General features: G+C 43.5%; 19 protein-coding genes. 8 read left to right on the plus strand and 11 right to left on the minus strand.

Annotated elements, in window-relative coordinates; all coding sequences use genetic code 11:
• Positions 1–35 precede the first annotated feature (35 nt).
• The 4 genes from V7K27_RS23570 to V7K27_RS23585 all read right to left on the minus strand — a co-directional run bounded on the left by V7K27_RS23570 (position 36) and on the right by V7K27_RS23585 (position 4,022).
• Positions 36–248: a hypothetical protein gene (locus V7K27_RS23570; protein WP_334950537.1), complete on the minus strand. Its 213-nt coding sequence runs from the start codon at positions 246–248 to the stop codon at positions 36–38.
• A complete protein-coding gene (locus V7K27_RS23575; RefSeq protein ID WP_334950538.1) occupies positions 245–670 on the minus strand; it encodes a PIN domain-containing protein in 426 nt (141 codons plus the stop codon). Before V7K27_RS23575 ends, V7K27_RS23570 begins: the two co-directional genes overlap by 4 nt.
• A gap of 83 nt (positions 671–753) precedes the next feature.
• The gene (locus V7K27_RS23580; protein WP_334950540.1) at positions 754–2,757 is read right to left on the minus strand and encodes an ATP-binding protein; all 2,004 of its coding nucleotides are present in this window, start codon (positions 2,755–2,757) and stop codon (positions 754–756) included.
• The gene (locus V7K27_RS23585) at positions 2,754–4,022 is read right to left on the minus strand and encodes a DUF4255 domain-containing protein (protein ID WP_334950542.1); all 1,269 of its coding nucleotides are present in this window, start codon (positions 4,020–4,022) and stop codon (positions 2,754–2,756) included. Before V7K27_RS23585 ends, V7K27_RS23580 begins: the two co-directional genes overlap by 4 nt.
• Positions 4,023–4,377: 355 nt before the next feature.
• Here V7K27_RS23585 and V7K27_RS23590 point away from each other — a divergent pair, with 355 nt between their 5' ends.
• Positions 4,378–5,934: a serine/threonine protein kinase gene (locus V7K27_RS23590; RefSeq protein WP_334950543.1), complete on the plus strand. Its 1,557-nt coding sequence runs from the start codon at positions 4,378–4,380 to the stop codon at positions 5,932–5,934.
• Positions 5,935–6,140: 206 nt separating this feature from the next.
• Here the strand turns inward: V7K27_RS23590 and V7K27_RS23595 are convergent, their stop codons facing one another.
• Positions 6,141–6,404 carry a hypothetical protein gene (locus V7K27_RS23595; RefSeq protein ID WP_334950544.1) on the minus strand — a complete coding sequence of 88 codons (264 nt, stop codon included), beginning with the start codon at positions 6,402–6,404 and terminating at the stop codon, positions 6,141–6,143.
• Between the two features lie 47 nt (positions 6,405–6,451).
• Between V7K27_RS23595 and V7K27_RS23600 the strand changes: the two genes are divergently transcribed.
• On the plus strand, positions 6,452–6,589 hold the full coding sequence (locus V7K27_RS23600) for a hypothetical protein (RefSeq protein WP_334950545.1): 138 nt from the start codon (positions 6,452–6,454) through the stop codon (positions 6,587–6,589).
• Positions 6,590–6,768: 179 nt separating this feature from the next.
• On the opposite strand, the gene V7K27_RS23605 is transcribed toward V7K27_RS23600, so the two are convergent.
• Both V7K27_RS23605 and V7K27_RS36555 read right to left on the minus strand, forming a co-directional pair.
• Positions 6,769–7,044 carry a type II toxin-antitoxin system VapC family toxin gene (locus V7K27_RS23605; protein ID WP_334950546.1) on the minus strand — a complete coding sequence of 92 codons (276 nt, stop codon included), beginning with the start codon at positions 7,042–7,044 and terminating at the stop codon, positions 6,769–6,771.
• Positions 7,045–7,135: 91 nt separating this feature from the next.
• A complete protein-coding gene (locus V7K27_RS36555; protein WP_442947643.1) occupies positions 7,136–7,372 on the minus strand; it encodes a type II toxin-antitoxin system Phd/YefM family antitoxin in 237 nt (78 codons plus the stop codon).
• On the opposite strand from V7K27_RS36555, the gene V7K27_RS23610 reads away from it, so the two are divergent.
• Both V7K27_RS23610 and V7K27_RS23615 read left to right on the plus strand, forming a co-directional pair.
• The gene (locus V7K27_RS23610) at positions 7,280–7,687 is read left to right on the plus strand and encodes a hypothetical protein (RefSeq protein ID WP_334950548.1); all 408 of its coding nucleotides are present in this window, start codon (positions 7,280–7,282) and stop codon (positions 7,685–7,687) included. The genes V7K27_RS36555 and V7K27_RS23610 overlap by 93 nt on opposite strands.
• Positions 7,688–8,265: 578 nt before the next feature.
• Entirely contained in the window at positions 8,266–8,499 is a 234-nt protein-coding gene (locus V7K27_RS23615; RefSeq protein ID WP_334950550.1) for a hypothetical protein, read from the plus strand.
• 172 nt (positions 8,500–8,671) lie between these two features.
• On the opposite strand, the gene V7K27_RS23620 is transcribed toward V7K27_RS23615, so the two are convergent.
• On the minus strand, positions 8,672–8,965 hold the full coding sequence (locus tag V7K27_RS23620) for a hypothetical protein (RefSeq protein WP_334950552.1): 294 nt from the start codon (positions 8,963–8,965) through the stop codon (positions 8,672–8,674).
• A 6-nt stretch (positions 8,966–8,971) separates the two neighbouring features.
• Complete coding sequence (locus V7K27_RS23625; protein ID WP_334950553.1) at positions 8,972–9,268, minus strand: hypothetical protein; 297 nt, start codon at positions 9,266–9,268, stop codon at positions 8,972–8,974.
• Between the two features lie 199 nt (positions 9,269–9,467).
• On the opposite strand from V7K27_RS23625, the gene V7K27_RS23630 reads away from it, so the two are divergent.
• The 3 genes from V7K27_RS23630 to V7K27_RS23640 all read left to right on the plus strand — a co-directional run bounded on the left by V7K27_RS23630 (position 9,468) and on the right by V7K27_RS23640 (position 10,249).
• Complete coding sequence (locus V7K27_RS23630; RefSeq protein ID WP_334950554.1) at positions 9,468–9,656, plus strand: DUF4160 domain-containing protein; 189 nt, start codon at positions 9,468–9,470, stop codon at positions 9,654–9,656.
• Between the two features lie 78 nt (positions 9,657–9,734).
• Complete coding sequence (locus V7K27_RS23635) at positions 9,735–10,022, plus strand: DUF2442 domain-containing protein (RefSeq protein ID WP_334950555.1); 288 nt, start codon at positions 9,735–9,737, stop codon at positions 10,020–10,022.
• 26 nt (positions 10,023–10,048) lie between these two features.
• The gene (locus V7K27_RS23640) at positions 10,049–10,249 is read left to right on the plus strand and encodes a hypothetical protein (RefSeq protein ID WP_334950556.1); all 201 of its coding nucleotides are present in this window, start codon (positions 10,049–10,051) and stop codon (positions 10,247–10,249) included.
• 49 nt (positions 10,250–10,298) lie between these two features.
• Here V7K27_RS23640 and V7K27_RS23645 read toward each other — a convergent pair whose 3' ends face one another.
• Together V7K27_RS23645 and V7K27_RS23650 are read right to left on the minus strand one after the other, a co-directional pair.
• Positions 10,299–10,430, minus strand: coding sequence for a hypothetical protein (locus V7K27_RS23645; protein WP_334950557.1), 132 nt, complete (start codon positions 10,428–10,430; stop codon positions 10,299–10,301).
• Positions 10,427–13,657, minus strand: coding sequence for an eCIS core domain-containing protein (locus V7K27_RS23650; RefSeq protein ID WP_334950558.1), 3,231 nt, complete (start codon positions 13,655–13,657; stop codon positions 10,427–10,429). Before V7K27_RS23650 ends, V7K27_RS23645 begins: the two co-directional genes overlap by 4 nt.
• A 279-nt stretch (positions 13,658–13,936) precedes the next feature.
• On the opposite strand from V7K27_RS23650, the gene V7K27_RS23655 reads away from it, so the two are divergent.
• Positions 13,937–15,820 (plus strand): ShlB/FhaC/HecB family hemolysin secretion/activation protein, encoded by a 1,884-nt coding sequence (locus tag V7K27_RS23655; protein ID WP_334950559.1) that lies wholly within the window; start codon positions 13,937–13,939, stop codon positions 15,818–15,820.
• Positions 15,821–15,900: the final 80 nt, after the last annotated feature.

A 15,900-nucleotide genomic window follows, 5' to 3' on the forward strand; every position in this document is an offset into this window, starting at 1 on the left:
CGCAGTGCTATGCAGGGCGATCGCTACTACCAGATTTATTCCTTACTATTTTGGTAAGTTTGAATTTTTTCATAAAGCGTTTTTACTGTCTCATCAGCAAATAATTGGTCTTTAATCTTTATATAGTCATCGCTTCCTGTCTGCCAGATAGACAAGAGGAGAGCTACTTTCGCTGGCTCCATGTGTTGCTCCAAAATCTCTAAGGCTTCCTGAATGACTTCCTGTCCTCTTGGCATTTTGACATTCATAAATTTTCTCCGGTTACTTCTAGAACAAAATTTACAGGGTTGATGACTCTAAGCTCTCCTTGATATCTACGGATTAGCCGATCATCACAGGTTAAGAAATAGTCGCTCTCTGCTACTTCAGCACAGGCTACATGAAATGCATCAATCTGCCCTAACCCCTGCTGCACTAGTTCCGCTACTCGTTCGGCTATCTGGTCATCTACTGCTTGATAAAAATTCGCTAACTGCAATTGGCGCTCTACCCATTGCCGCCTGAGAGGAAATGGGTTTCGGCTATTCTCATACTCTAATACAGATGACCCAACTAGTTCTACTACTTCCGTCTCCACCAACCGTAGTATTACCTGTAGTGCTTGAGTTTCTAGCCCTATTCTGGGTTGTGTTTGGTCATCAAAAGGTCTGTTGAATACGCTTGTATCCACATATATCTTCAAGTTTAAAAACTCCTTATGCTAACGTCAGCGACTTCAATCTAAAATTATGTTGGTAGCTGATAGCTAAAAGTTCATTCAATCCATCCCCCAATTTCTGCCTCCGTCAACGCTTTCTCCAACTTCACATATTCACTCTTCGCAGCCTGTAATACATGTTTCATCTGCACTGCCTCCCCAGCATCCGCAGCCAAAAAAGCTGCATTCAAGGCAATGTTACGAATATTACCTCCAGCAACATTTAACCGTGCCAATTGAGTAGCATCTAACCCCTGAGTTGGCGTATCACGGGGAAAAATCCGCCGCCAAATTTCCGCTCTTTGTACCGCATCGGGAAAGGGAAACTGCACTACGAAACGGATACGTCGCATAAAGGCTGTATCGATCGCACTCTTAATATTTGTCGTCAAAACTGCCAAGCCTGGGTAACATTCCATACGTTGCAGTAAATAGCTCACCTCAATATTGGCATAGCGATCGCGTGCATCTTTAACTTCACTTCTTTTACCAAAAAGCGCATCAGCTTCATCAAACAGCAAAATCACCCCACCCTGTTCCGCCGCATCAAATACTTGTCGTAAATTTTTCTCTGTCTCCCCAATATATTTACTGACAACCGACGATAAATCAATGCGATAAAGGTCAAGGCGCAATTCCTCTGCCAACACCTCGGCTGCTAAAGTTTTACCAGTACCGCTTGCACCCGCAAATAAAGCGCTGATTCCCAAACCCCGCACACCTTTGGCAGCAAAACCCCAAGTTTCGTATACAGTACTTCGTTGCCGCACATGAGCCGCAATGTCACGTAAAATTTGTTTTTGTGCTGACGGTAACACCAAATTTTCCCAATCTGCCGATGGGGTAATGCGTTGAGCCAGTTCATCTAACCGGGGACGAGCTTGCACTCTACAAGCATCCCATAAAATACCAGTTATATTTTTCTCATCCCCCTGACTCAAATATCCGGCAGCTTCGGCACAAGCAGCGTGAATAGTTGCAGCACTCAAGTTAAACTGATTTACTAAAGTATTTACTTGCCCGTTGATTTGCGGCACTAAATCAATAAGTGCTTCCTGCCAAACTGCGCTTTGCTCTTTGGAAGTTGGTTGATGCACATCAAAGCGGACGGCTGGGCGTTGCGACATCCGCATCCCTTCTCGGCTGCTGAGAATTAAGACACCATTTGTGCGATCGCGCAGCGACTCTGTAAGAGTATCGCTTAGATGGATAATTGCCGTGGCACGAGCAATATCATTTGTGTCTATCTCGTCGCAATCAATAAGTAAGGCACTTGGGCTTAAAATTGTCTCACGAGTCCACAAGCGAATTAAATTATCTTGTTCACTAGCAACTAACGGCACGACTTGTTGCGGCATGACATATAAGTTCAAACCCAGGATTTTACAAATCGTTGCCGCGATCGCACGTTTACTTGCAGTTTCAATACCACATAACTGTATAATTGGCAATAGTTTAGTTTTGGGAGTTTGAGATAATACCCCGACAACTCGCTCTGCCAGCGCTTGCTGGGAAGGAACCAAATCACCCGCAAAATTTAACGGCTCGATGATGCCAGCTAGACGCTCGTCAAGATATTGCATACCAGCAAGATAATGCAAAATTCGCTCGTCTATGCGGAGGGGACTAAGGGTAAGGGCAGAACCTTCGCCAATTTTAATTAATCGCCAGCGACGCAAAGATGAGTTGGGAGCGATCGCATCCCAATGGGGGTTGGGTAATGCAGCTAAGGCAAGACTGAAAGTGGGGTAAAGTCGCTGTGGATCACCTTGAGCGATCGCACACAACTTAGCAAATTCTCCGCTAAACTCTACACCCGCACACAACAGCAGCAAATCTCGTTCAAAGAGTGACAAATTAAAGATTCTGCATAGCCTGTCTAATGCTGAAGGTGCAGACATAGCCGCAGCAGCCTCGTGTAAAGCTTGTTGCTGCGCTTGTAATTCAAGTTGCTCTTTAGCATTGTACTTTTCTAAAGCACATCTTATCACCGCTAAAGCTGCTAATAGGTGGCGCTGGTTGGCTTCATGCCAGTTTATATTAATCGTTGAAGCATTCATACAATTTTTACCTGCGGCGAATCATATTCACCAGCCTGATTTTTGTATAATGGGCTTTCTGCCCCATCCACTTGCACCCGGACAAAATAGTTTCCAGTCTGGATGTTTTTCAAAGGAATGGTTATTGAGTCAGTGTCTTCTGTGCGTGGTGACGAAAAAAAGTGATAGGCTTGTCCATTCTGATCAGTAGTAACTTCATTCAGTAATAAAACTACTCGCTGTGCCTTGCCAACTTTCGGATTAAATTTCACCGTAATCTCTGGCGATCGCAAATCAATGCCACTTTCCTGCACCTGACTAACTGTAGCGCTGATAATTGGATGCAGCACAAAAGCCGCCACATTTGATGATACTTCATAATGCGGCATTGCGGGAGTTGCCATTTTTTGATGTATCACTTGCACACTTTGAACGCCAGCGTATAAGTTAGGGGGTAAGGTTACACTCATTTGCGTTTCTTGAACTACCTGGACTTCGATCAACTTGTCCATACCCCCTAGTCGAATGCGAGTTATATCACCGCGCAACTGTTTACCACGAATAATTAAGGTGCTACCCGCCACAATTATATTATCAGCTCCGCTTGGGGTGATAACTTGTTCAATTATTGGTTCAGAAAAAGGCATTACCTCAACAGAAGGTTTTAAATTGCGGCTGCTAATTAATACCATTGAAGCTTGATAGCCAGCAGAGGGGCGATAATGAGTTTGCAAGGAAGACCAAAGCTTAGAAGTTTCTTCCATGTTAAAAAACTCTGGGCAAATTTTAATTTGTCCGATGTGTTCCGCTAAATCGAAGACAGACACTGCCGCTAACGCTTGCGACAAGACACTAGAAGTATTGACTGTTGCTGCATTATTCAAAGAAGTTTCGATGACATTGCGAGTCAGAACAGGCATTTCGTGCAATAATTGCATAGCATAACCGAGTAAAAGCTCTGCCTGAAAATCTTTTGCTCCATAAGCTGTAAGTAAGTAGTGCAGGTCAAGCGCCAAAGGGGGATTTTGAGAGCGCGATCCTGGTGTTCGCTGCTGCTTGCTGCGAAATTCTTCAGACATCCAGTCAGCATTGCGATTCTGCGTAACTTGATAAAGAAACAAATTGATTTGAGCGCGTTCATCCGTTCCTTGGGAAACGCGGTCAGGGGGGAGAGCAGTAACAATGACATCGCCAAGACTAGTGGCGATCGCATCTTTGACAAGACCATTCTCTAACAAATCCTTCAGTACTGCTGTTACCGCTGCTATAGATAGCGCGTTATTCATTTTTAATTCTCCACAGTGCTACCACAGATAATTCTTCACAAATGACTGCGTATTTTTCCGAAATCTTGACATTAAAGGTTGTAATTATCAGCAATGGTTATTTTTCTATTAAATAGGAACATCTCATGCCATTGGAACATCTAAAATTACCAATAGCAAAGACTGCAATTAATTTTCATAGCCAGATGTTGACCTGATATTTCAGTATTGCTTCTCACACTTTCTTATGATAGTGTTTTATTTACTACATATTGTGGTGATGAATTCTCAGATTAAACCAGGCAAAATTAATTAATCTTTGCACTTTGTGTGTGTGAAAACTTAATCAAAAAATAATTAGGATAGTGTTTGCCAGATGAACTCCCTGTCTACCTCAAATTCTTGGATTGGTCGCACGATTGGCGATAATCAACGCTACCGCTTAGAAAAGCGTTTAGGCGGTGGCGGTATGGGAGATGTGTTTTTGGCGATGGATACTAGACTGGGACAGCAGGTAGCATTGAAGCTACTTAAGGATACGCTGGTAGCCTCAAAAGAGATGAGAAAGCGTTTTGAGCGTGAGGTGGAAGTTTGTGCTGCTCTCCAAAGCGATCACATCGTCAAAGTTACGGACTGTGGTGTTACCGATGAAAAGTTTCCATTCTACGTAATGGAGTATCTGCGCGGAGAGACGCTACGACAGTTGCTTCAGCGAGAGAAGCGGTTATCAGTGGAACACACACTAAATATTATCAACCAAGTTTGTAAAGGTTTGCAGCTTGCCCATCAAGGTGTCACTTTATGGCGAAATGGAGCCACCAAAAGTGAGCATATTCAGGTCGTTCATCGTGACCTTAAACCAGATAATATTTTTTTGGTGTCTACAGCAGAAGAATTAGTCAAGATTGTCGATTTTGGCATTGCCAAAATTCGCAATAAATCTTCAGAATCTTCAGAATTTACAAATCTTACCAGTGCATTTTTAGGTACTTTTCGCTATGGAGCACCAGAACAGTTAAAAGGCGAAATTAACCTAGATGGACGAGCAGATATTTACAGTTTGGGCATCATCCTTTATGAAATGCTGAGTAAAGCCGATCCGTTTGGCTTTAGCATCAAAGCTAGAAGTATAAGTGAAGCCTCTTGGATTTTTGCCCATACCTCAGAACCACCCACACCTTTGCGATCGCAATCAGGCTGTGAAAGCTTGTCTCCTCAACTAGAAGCAGTGGTTATGCGGTGTTTGCAAAAAGAACCAGACAAACGGTTTGCGACTGTAGAAGAGTTAAATCAAGCATTGCAAGCTGCTGTTAATCCAATGATTTCAGATGTAGGGCAAGTTGTAGAAGAAACAATTGCCCAATTTACGCAAGTTGAAGGCTCTTTTGAAGAAACGATTGCTCGACCATTGACTCCACCGCCAGTCACACGGGAAGATACAATAGCTCAAACTCCACCCGCACCAGTCACACGGGAAGATACAATAGCTCAAACTCCACCCGCACCAGTCACACGGGAAGATACAATAGCTCAAACTCCACCCGCACCACAGCCAACACCAGACCCAAAACTAGTCAAACCTTTTCCACCTCTGAAGGCAGGTATTACCATTGCGCTAATTGCGATCGCCTGCATCGGTGGCATTTTCGCATATCCTCTAGTGACATCACTACTTGCTTTGAACGAGATTAAAAATTTCAACGCAATAGCAAATTATGAAGAATGTATTGCTAAATCAGAAAAAGTGCCTCAAAATTCCAGAATTTATCAGGAAGTTCAAATAATTCTTAATAAATGTCGGATGGAATATGCCATCAAACTAGCAAAAGATAACAAGTGTTTGGAAGGATACGAGGTATATAATAAAATTCCTGCTGATAATCCACTTTCTTCTCAGACTCAAGCAAATATTAAACAACTTTGCGATTTATAATAATAACCTAAGCTGCTAAAAGCCACATATCATTCATATAGGAGTCGTATTTGATTTAAAAAAAATTAGTACACTCCGAAAAAGCTTCTTCCCTACTCCCCACTGCCTGTTTACACAAATAATTATGGCTACGCCACGCTGCGCGAACAAAAATCAAAGCTGGCTACTATAGCAATCGCCAAGGTGGTTAGGACAAACAGTATAATCTATGAGTAAATTAAGAAGGCAGAAGGCAGAAGGCAGGAGGCAGAAGGAATCCCCATAAATAAATTTAGGGGATTTAATAAGGACGTATTTTTCTTTGCGCTGCGCGTCTCGGAAAAAATATTTTTATTTTTTTTCATAAATAAATTTAGGGGCTTTAAACCCTTTTGGCAGAGGGCAAAAATTGTATTTTCTTCCTTCTGCCTTCTGCCTCCTGCCCTCTGCCTTTCTTCGGTAATACTGGATACTGCTGAAGCCTTCAGCACAACCACCCCCCTCTGTTTTTCATCCGCGATCGCAAACAGCCGTCATAGTGCAATCGCCCTCCTCTCTTTTCAACCGCGATGCCTGCGGCGGTAAACTACGCACTCTCAACAATGGCTGCGATGCCTGCGGCGGTAAACTACGCATCTCAACTTCAACGATGAGCAAGCCCTATTTAGAACAGTAAACGCGATCGCACTCCTTTCCAAACCCAAAAAGCGATCGCTCACTTCAATGTAGAACCTATGTACTAAATAAATGCGATCGCATTCCCCCAACTCCCCAAAAAAACGAACGACTTACGTCGGACAAGCTTCGTATTTCTCCCCAAAATCCAAAAACGCGATGATAACTTTATACTTCAATTTACAGAAGTCCACCAGAATCGGAGGAAATATTTAATTGTAGAGCGGCATCAATAAGTCCGCGATCGAGTGAGAGAATATTTTCTATACTGCGGTTGCGAGCGATTGCTAAATGTAAAGCGTCTCCTGCTCTCAACCCAGTTTCCCATTGTTGAATAAATTCGGCTGCGAGAATAAAATCAGCAGTTGTCACCGTGAAAACTGTGTAGGATTGAGTTGCATCTTCTTTAAATGAGCGTATTACCGCTTCCATCTGTTCTAGACTCAACTCGCTCATACGAACCCGACGGGACACAAGGCTGGTAAACTCGACGGTTGTCCTGGTTGCTTCTCGGATGTAGGTGCGAGAAAGCTTGTGTCTAAATAGATCAATATCTTGCCTCTTGGCGTAAGCTTTGGATGATTTCTAGATTACTGGTTAATGTTTGAGATTGGGTAGCTCTTAGTTTGTGGCGAGATGTTAAAGGTTGAGGGATATGTGAGATTGATGACAGCCGAGCTATGGGTTTACCATGACTAATAATCACTATTTCTCCACCATTTTCAACTTGGTTAATCAGTTGATTTATGGTAATGTACCTGTTAGTAATATCAACTTGTTGCATAAAATCAGGGGATCACGTAAGAGGCTGGCTGTATATCTATATTTTTCAATCCTATCGCACTTTATAAATCGCACTCCTCCTAAACCCAATCACACTCCCCCAACTCCCCAAAAAACCTCTCAAAACGCGATCGCATTCGTCACAACTCCCCAAAAGCGATCGCTCTCCTCCCTTTTTATCCGCGATGCCTGCGGCGGTAAACTACGCCTCTCTCGCCAATGGCAGCGATCGCATTACAAAATCGGCGATTTATTTGTAGTTGTGGTTAGCGATAGCGTAACCCATGCAAATATTGGCTTTCGTGCTTCAACCTAACCTACAAGGTGGCGATCCCATTCACCCAAAAAAACCCAATAAGCGATCGTCTGTGCCAATTTCCCTAATCACCTTCCCATTTCAAAACACCAAAATGCGATGGTCGAGGTACCTAAAATATGGTACAACAGATGCTAATAATGTAAGCTGATATACTCAATAATTAATAACCGCAGATAGTTAAGTTTTTCTATATAAAGTTTTACCTGTGGAAATTGGCTTTCCTCTGAAAAATACCAATCGGCAAAATAAGAAATATCAAATATATTCATTTTTGTGAAATTTTAATTATCTCTTGATAATTTTCTAAGTCATCATTAGCAATTACTTGAGACGCACATCCCTCAATATCAGTTGTGAAAATTTCTATTTCCCCTAATATGCTGAAATCTTTTGATTCTTCCCACAGACCTATTTGCCGTCTTTCTTCGCGCGGATTCTTATAATTACTTACAAATGTTTCAACACTTTACCAATGTAGTTCTTGGCAGTCTGAGAATTTTTAGGGATATTTGATGCTCTGAGGTTTTGCATACAATTCAAACGATGAGCGATCGCACTACAATTTAAGAAACTCAATGATGGCTACTGACATGGTATCGATTCCGATCACCCTGGAACAACTCATTACGGCTGTGCAACAGTTGCAACCAGATGAGCGGGTACAGGTTGCTAGAGCCTTGGTTCAAGCAGGTTTACGTTCAGATTTGACGGCTTTAATTCAAGAATTTTATGCCCAACCCCCCGTTGATGACATTACAGACGATCGCATCATGGCTGAAATTAAGGCTGTGCGCCAGCAATCTCAATAAGCATGACGTTCCGAGTGGTCATCGACACTAACATTTGGAGAGAGCATTTTGCTGAAAGGGCGAGTTACATTGCCCATGTTGGAAGCATTTAATGAGGACAAATTCCAGTTGGTATAGCTCTCTTTCCCTTTTCAACCACGATCGCCTTCAGCAGTCATAATGCGATCGCACCTCAAGCAGTTTTTCGTTGTGGAGAAGAGACAAAATCGCTTGAGAATTCCAGGTCATAAATAGCGATCGCCTCTTCAAGAGTGGAATAAAGGGAGGATCGTTGATCGGGAGATTCTTCGATGAAGAGTTCTAAAAATTGTTTGTCTAGTGCTTTGATCTGGTTTTCGTTCAGGGGAAGGTGGTAATAATCAGCACTTTGTACACAAAACTGTCCATCATTAAGGCGTTGGAAACAGCGATAGCAGATAGCGGCTGCGTCATCTAGTCTTTTCCAAATATTGATCGCTTTAAACATAGCTTGCTAGGAGATAGGTTTCCATCGACCTGACTCAATGCGCTTTTGGGTATTGGCTCTTGAGTTTTTGAACTGAGTAATTTGCTGGTTGGTTGCTGGATCAACGATGACCACTCGATCACTCTTTACATATACATAATAACCAGTTTCAGCATCTTGGAATAGCCGACCTTCTCTGACAACTCGATTGACATCGCCTACTTGCCGAGTCACCGTACCGTCTTGGGCTTCTTGCGACCTCTGCTCTGCATGGGGTGTTTTAGCTTCAATTTGCTTGCGCTCCTCCTCGTTGGACTCACACATTATGATCGCGCTCTAAATTTCTGCTCATTCTAGCAAGCGATCGCCTCTCCCAGCCTAACCGAATCGCGATCGCATCGGCAACCTGTAACGCAATCGCCTCTCCCATCTATCCCACCCTACAAAATTGGCGATGGCGACGCCCGCCGTAGGCATCGCACTTTGGTAGAATAGAAGAGTTAAACACTCGCTAAATGGGGTTATGCCAGAGGTTGCACGGTTTTATGGAATTGTCATCAAGGTGTTCTTTGGTGATCATCCGCCACCTCATTTTCATGCAATTTATGGTGAGTATAATGCGTTAATCAGCATTGAGTCACTTGAGATCATTGAGGGGGATTTACCAAGTCGGGCACAAAAATTAGTTCTGGAGTGGGCAACGTTATACTAGCAAGATTTGCTACAAATGTGGAATACCCAGGAGTTCCGTAAGCTACCTCCTTTGAAGTAAATTTAGGTTAGGAGCAGTATGAAGTATCCCCGAATTCATCAAGCTAAAGCGATCGACGATACGATTCTAGTGATTGAATTTACCAATCAAGAAATTAAAAAATACGACGTTCGTCATCTTCTAGAGACTCCTATGTTTGCTCCACTTCGACAGCCTACTTTTTTCAAGAATTTTAAGATTGAGCCAGGGGGCTACGGGATTGTCTGGAATTCAGATATCGATATTAGCGAGTATGAGCTATGGAAAAATGGTGTGTCGTTGACGGATAGTGAAGCATTGGCAGGCGATCGCATCCCGCACTCATAGCGTGATCGCCCTCCAATGCTTCTCCATTGGAATCGCCCATCTTTCTGTTCACCCGCGATCGCCCAATACTTCCCATCAAAAGCGATCGCACTACAAGATCGACGATCGCCTTATCAAAGCCTAACCCAACTTACGCGATCAGCGATCGCACTCACACATTACGATCGCGCTCTAAATTTCTGCTCATTCTAGCAAGCGATCGCCCTTCCCATCTGTCCCACAGTTGATCGCGTCAGCAATCCGTATACGATCGCTCCAGACCTAACTGCGATCGCACTACGAGGTGAGAGATCGCACTTTTGTCTTCAGTTGACCCGAAAGGCTTATGGGTGTTGGGTTTCCTTCGTCAACCCAACCTACGAGGCGAGCGATCGCACTACAAGATTGGCGATCGCACTTACGGTTCACCTAATATCCCTAATTACAAAGTAGCGCCCAAAGACAAGCCTTCGTTGTTTTGCTTCCATAAGAGTTATGTTAGAGTACCGTGGACCAGAAGGTGTGTTACAAAAATCGATCTTTTGCCAGTTATTTTGTAGTGACCCGGCACTTTGGTTGGCAGTTCCATCTATAGGCCAAAGGTTGTTGAAACTATCTGGTCCTTCCCATTGGACATCTTGAATATGGTCAGCTTGTAAGTCGCTCCAATCAAAGCCATGCCGTTTTAAAACAGCCCTAAAATGGTCGGCTTCAGGACCACGCTCCTCAGGAATAAGTTGAAATGTTTTTTCAGGTCGCGGCCAGTATTTATCAGGAACACCGATAGGTTCACCCCAAGGAAGTTTTGTTGGTTCATTTCGCTTATAAGATGTACCTCCAACTTCAATTTGATCTGGGTAATAACTTAAGTTCTTATACCAAGTCATTGGAATGGGATCATAACGCGTTAACCCAGTGGGGCTGCACGGAGGCGGTGACGGCGGGTCCACAGTCGTTGGTACAGGTTTAGGCTTGTCATCTTCCTTAGGCTTGTCATCTTCCTTAGGCTTGTCATCGGTACCCCAATCAATTTCTGGTGTCTTTATCTTTCCTTTTAGAAGTTGAAATATTGCATAAAGAATTATTCCAACAATTATTGCAAAGAGCGCTAGAAGTACAAGAAGCTCTATAAGAGTAAGGCCTGCAGCAGCGGCGATAGCTGGTGCAAATCGTTGAATGTGACCTTGAATAGCTCCTGAATCAGAGATACTAGGATCTGAATCTAAATTAGAGACATCAGAATCTGAAGAAGGAGACATAAAAGGTGCGGAAATGGACGACTGCAAATTTAGCAGAATAGACTCAATTGTAGATGTTGCAACAGGTTGTGCACCAGAAGCATCTACTGAAAGCGCAGAATCAGTTTGTGCAGAAATCTCAGGTAGATTTATCAAACCCTGTGATTTCTCCCGTACTTCAGCAGCATGGCTATTCAGCGTACCTATTTGACTATCTGTTAAATATACGAACTCTTGCCCAGCAATTTTTTGTATCGCTCCACTAATCTGTGTAAGTAAACCAGCTTTCTTCTTCTCTAGTAAAGCATTACTGTATTCTTGCCCAGTTTCTTTCGCCCAATCGTAAGCATCGCCTCCGGCTTGGGTGACTGTATCAACGGCTCCACTAACTTGCTGTTTCGCCCAGTCATAGGCATCACCACCGGCTTGAGTAACCGTATCAATGGCTGCACCGCCTTGCTGCTTCGCCCAATCGTAAGCATCGCCGCCAGCTTGAGTGACCGTATCAACAGCTGCACCACCTTGCTGTTTCGCCCAGTCATAGGCATCACCGCCAGCTTGGGTGACTGTATCAACGGCTGCACCGCCTTGCTGCTTCGCCCAATCGTAAGCATCACCGCCAGCTTGAGTGACCGTATCAACTGCGCTACTGGCTTTCTCTTTAGCCCAATCTAAGACACCTCCATCTGAACTATTTTCTGGTTCTTTTTTTTCATCGTCATCATCACCAAACCACGATCGCTGTACTCCCATTTCCGAAACAGGGGATATCTCGACCGATCGCTGTACCTTTTCCTCTTCATCGCAAGCTGAACACTTTAGCTGAACGTCTGGCTGGTTAAGAGCCTCCTTTGTTTGAACCGCACCCGTCTGCTGCACTACATGGGTTAACTCATGGGCAGTCAACGCATCCTTCCCAGGAGCTTTCCCCGCACCAAAGTAAACATCCTGCTTGTGCGTAAATGCCTGAGCATTCAAATCGCGGTTCATCTGCACCGCTTCGCTGCCCGTATGCACCCGCACCTGGCTGAAATCAGCACCAAAGCGGGGTTCCATGAACGATCGCACCTCATCCGGCAACGGGCTTCCCCCACCCTGACTGCTATTCAACCGACTTTCCAGATCCCCTCGTGGCTGTGAACTGCCAGTGGCCGATCTCTGTACCTGTTCCTCCTGCTCACATGCCTCACACTTAGCCTGAATCTTTTCTTTCTCCAACATTGATAGCTTTGATAGCTTTGTTTGATCAGAAAGGTTGAAATGACCAAGAGGTTTGGCTTGAACTTGCTCTGGCTCACTTGTATCAGTGTTATCAGCCTCTGCATGCAAGGCACGGGTCTTTTCACAGCAGAAAACACAACTGACAGGGACATCAGAACAGGCAATTCCTTCTGCATCTGCAACAATATCTCCCAGTTCTGCCTTGCAACCACCCTCGAAATAATCACACACAGCGTCTATTCCCTCCTTACCTAAGCCTAAGAGGGCAGAAATGGCAGATCCGCCACAGTAGGTTGCAATTTTGCAGGATGTCCAGCAATGCTTGAACTTATCATCTTTATCACTAAAGTTATCGAGAGCGTAACTATAAAACTGATAAGCACATATTGCTGCTGCTGCCGCAGCCGCCCCTATAACCACAGCAAGTGCTGGACTCATCTGAACAGAGGAAATGCCGGGAACTGATGAAATTGATTCTGCTATTCCACCTTCAGCTTTTCTATAAATTGGAGATTCGCTGCCTCCTACCTGAGGCATCATTTTGTCTAAGAAATAGAGAATACGTTGTCCATCCGGTAACGGACTGCCCCCACCCTGACTACTATTCAGCCGACTCTCAAGATTGCTCCCCGCTTGAAAGCCTGCATCGGGCGATCGTTTTGTTTGCAGTTCCTCTTCTTCCTCCGACATTGCCTCGCGCTGGACTAACGGCGTGATCGTTGCCGCTAAGGGCTTGGTCTGAATCTCCTCTTCCGGCATCGCCTCGCGTTGAATCGAGTTACCCGGAGTTTTGGTTTGAATTTCTTCTTCCTCTTCTGGCATTACTTCACGCTGCATAGATGGCTTGGCATCGGGCATACTCATCACTTGGTCAGCGACGCGATCGGCTTCTTGTTCATACACATCATTGGGCGCACCCACAGTCAGTTTTGCCTGGGGACGATGCAACGAGAACCGACTAATGTCATGACCAAAAGACCCTTGCTGAATGGCTTGTGATAACAAAGATAGCTCGTTAGCAGCCTGCGCTTCTTGCTGGTTGGTTGATTCTGAGGTTTTTGTTTGGATGACATTATTCGTTGGTAAACCAAAGCCGCGCCCTGGATTTGCCAGCGTCGGCGTATGTGGTGAAACAAGGGACGAATTGGAAAAAGTTGATGTAGCTGCTTTCTTACGCTCAAACGTGCGATCGCTCATCTCACCCTTCCTTGATCAATGGGTAAAGCTATGATTCTTGATGTCAGGCATTTTATACCAAACAAATTTTACACTTGATCGAAATGCTTATGCTATAGACTTAAGTCTAACTCATCAGTGACATAACTACAATAATTTATGAAGTAACTTAATTGAAATGATAAATATTAAAAGAAAGATGGGATAGATATATATAATATGCTAAAGTAATCAATAATTTAAATCTGTAAAAATCAAATAGGAATAAAAGATTTGCGATTTTTAATAAGAAGTTTTTCCATGTGTAGTAGATATAAAGTTGCTATACCGATTGGATTATTTTGTCTTTGGACAAATCATGCTAATGCTACCAATTTAAATAATTTCTCAAAAAATATTGCAATATCGAATTCATCTAATAGAGTGGCACAAGTCCCACCCACTCCGTTAGAAAGTTCTGAGTCGAATCCGAATAGTGACGAAACACCTTTAGAGAAAAATCCATCCCCATCTATTGACAATAATCAACCTGTTACCCCTTCTACTACGCCAGAAAGCGCTGAAACATCTCAATCTAATCAACCTTTTCGAGTCAATACAATCAAGGTCACGGGTAGTAAAGTTTTTAGTCCAAAAGAGCTTGCTGCGATCAATTTCTCTTTTCCGGGTTGCTCTGTTAATCTCGCAGAATCTAGAGGTGAGGCGATTTTTCGCTTGAGTCGAGACAATTCAGTGAGTCAGCTTACGGAAGGATGTTCTGTAACCTTGGCAGAACTAACAGAAGTTTCCGACAAGATTACAGAGCTTTACTTAAACAAAGGTTATATCACATCCAGAGCTGTGGTTTTGGCAGAGCAAACTGTTACTAATCCTAATCGTGAGGTAGAAATTAAAGTTTATGAAGGAACAATAGTAGAGATAAAAGTAGAGGGAACGCAAAGGGTAAACCCAGAGTATATCCGCAGTCGAATTAGACTTGCTAGACTGAATCCTTTGAGAAAAGACAAGTTAGAAGAACAGTTGATTTTACTGCGTTCTGACCCTTTATTTAAAAATGTGGAAGCCAGCTTGCGATCGCCTGGTGCTGGAAGCAAATTTGGGGAAAGTATTCTTATCGTGCGCGTAACTGAAGCTCAACCTTTTAAAGCTGTTGTTGGGATAGATAATTACTCTCCTCCTAGTCTGGGTTCGGAAAAGTTGGGTGTAGGTTTGGCTTACCATAGCTTAATAGTTTCTGGCGATCAGATTTCTGCTGCTTATAACCGTTCTACAACAGGTGGACTTAATTTTTATGACTTTAATTATCGCCTACCAGTTAACCCGATGAATGGTACTGTGCAACTGCGTGCAGCAATCAATAATTCTAAAATTACCGACCCACAGTTTTCACAGCTAAACATTCGCGGTGACTCCGAACTTTATGAAATTAGTTATCGTCAGCCATTAGTGCGATCGCTTCGCCAAGAATTTGCTTTATCCTTTGGGTTTTCATACCAGGACGGTCAAACGTTTTTGTTTGACAATCGACCCTATGGTTTTGGAATTGGGCCAGATGAAAATGGCGTTAGCCGTACTAGTGTATTTAAGTTTGGACAAGACTATGTGAAACGCGATCTTCAAGGTGCATGGACTTTGCAATCGCAATTTAGTTTGGGTACAGGCTTATTTGATGGAACTATCAACGCTCATCCCACACCAGACAGCCGCTTTTTTAGCTGGTCTGGTCAAATACAAAGAATACAACAGTTGAGCCAAAATCAACAGCTGATTGCAAGTCTTGATTTGCAACTGACACCAAATAGCCTTTTACCATCCCAACAATTTATTATTGGTGGTGGTCAATCAGTGCGCGGTTATCGGCAAAATGCTCGTTCTGGCGATAATGGATTTCGCTTTTCTGTGGAAGACCAAATTTCCGTCGTGCGAAATGAAGCAGGTTTAGCAACTCTGCTATTTGCCCCATTTATTGATATGGGTGCAGTGTGGAATAATTCTGATAATCCCAATAATCCCTCTTTACCTAGTCAAAGATTTTTGTCTAGTGCAGGTTTAGGCTTGCTATGGCAACCGCTTCCCAAGTTTAATGTGCGTTTAGATTATGGTATTCCATTTATCGATTTACGCGATCGCGGTAACAATGCTCAAGATTCAGGCTTCTACTTCAGCGTTTACTACCAACCTTAAATTTTATTTATCGAACAGAATTCAGGAGTCAGGAGTCAGAATTCAGAATGAATTCTGACCGAAAAAGCGGATGAATAATC

Source organism: Nostoc sp. (assembly GCF_036919575.1).
Taxonomy (GTDB): Bacteria; Cyanobacteriota; Cyanobacteriia; order Cyanobacteriales; family Nostocaceae; genus Nostoc.

Bases quoted from the DNA above. Each gene is read 5' to 3' on its own strand.
- V7K27_RS36555 (WP_442947643.1), bottom strand. From the start codon at position 7,372: ATGCAACAAGTTGATATTACTAACAGGTACATTACCATAAATCAACTG.
- V7K27_RS23605 (WP_334950546.1), bottom strand. From the start codon at position 7,044: ATGAGCGAGTTGAGTCTAGAACAGATGGAAGCGGTAATACGCTCATTT.
- V7K27_RS23570 (WP_334950537.1), bottom strand. From the start codon at position 248: ATGAATGTCAAAATGCCAAGAGGACAGGAAGTCATTCAGGAAGCCTTA.
- V7K27_RS23630 (WP_334950554.1), top strand. From the start codon at position 9,468: ATGCCAGAGGTTGCACGGTTTTATGGAATTGTCATCAAGGTGTTCTTT.
- V7K27_RS23635 (WP_334950555.1), top strand. From the start codon at position 9,735: ATGAAGTATCCCCGAATTCATCAAGCTAAAGCGATCGACGATACGATT.
- V7K27_RS23585 (WP_334950542.1), bottom strand. From the start codon at position 4,022: ATGAATAACGCGCTATCTATAGCAGCGGTAACAGCAGTACTGAAGGAT.
- V7K27_RS23625 (WP_334950553.1), bottom strand. From the start codon at position 9,268: ATGTGTGAGTCCAACGAGGAGGAGCGCAAGCAAATTGAAGCTAAAACA.
- V7K27_RS23655 (WP_334950559.1), top strand. From the start codon at position 13,937: ATGTGTAGTAGATATAAAGTTGCTATACCGATTGGATTATTTTGTCTT.
- V7K27_RS23650 (WP_334950558.1), bottom strand. From the start codon at position 13,657: ATGAGCGATCGCACGTTTGAGCGTAAGAAAGCAGCTACATCAACTTTT.
- V7K27_RS23620 (WP_334950552.1), bottom strand. From the start codon at position 8,965: ATGTTTAAAGCGATCAATATTTGGAAAAGACTAGATGACGCAGCCGCT.
- V7K27_RS23610 (WP_334950548.1), top strand. From the start codon at position 7,280: ATGACTAATAATCACTATTTCTCCACCATTTTCAACTTGGTTAATCAG.
- V7K27_RS23590 (WP_334950543.1), top strand. From the start codon at position 4,378: ATGAACTCCCTGTCTACCTCAAATTCTTGGATTGGTCGCACGATTGGC.
- V7K27_RS23615 (WP_334950550.1), top strand. From the start codon at position 8,266: ATGATGGCTACTGACATGGTATCGATTCCGATCACCCTGGAACAACTC.
- V7K27_RS23580 (WP_334950540.1), bottom strand. From the start codon at position 2,757: ATGAATGCTTCAACGATTAATATAAACTGGCATGAAGCCAACCAGCGC.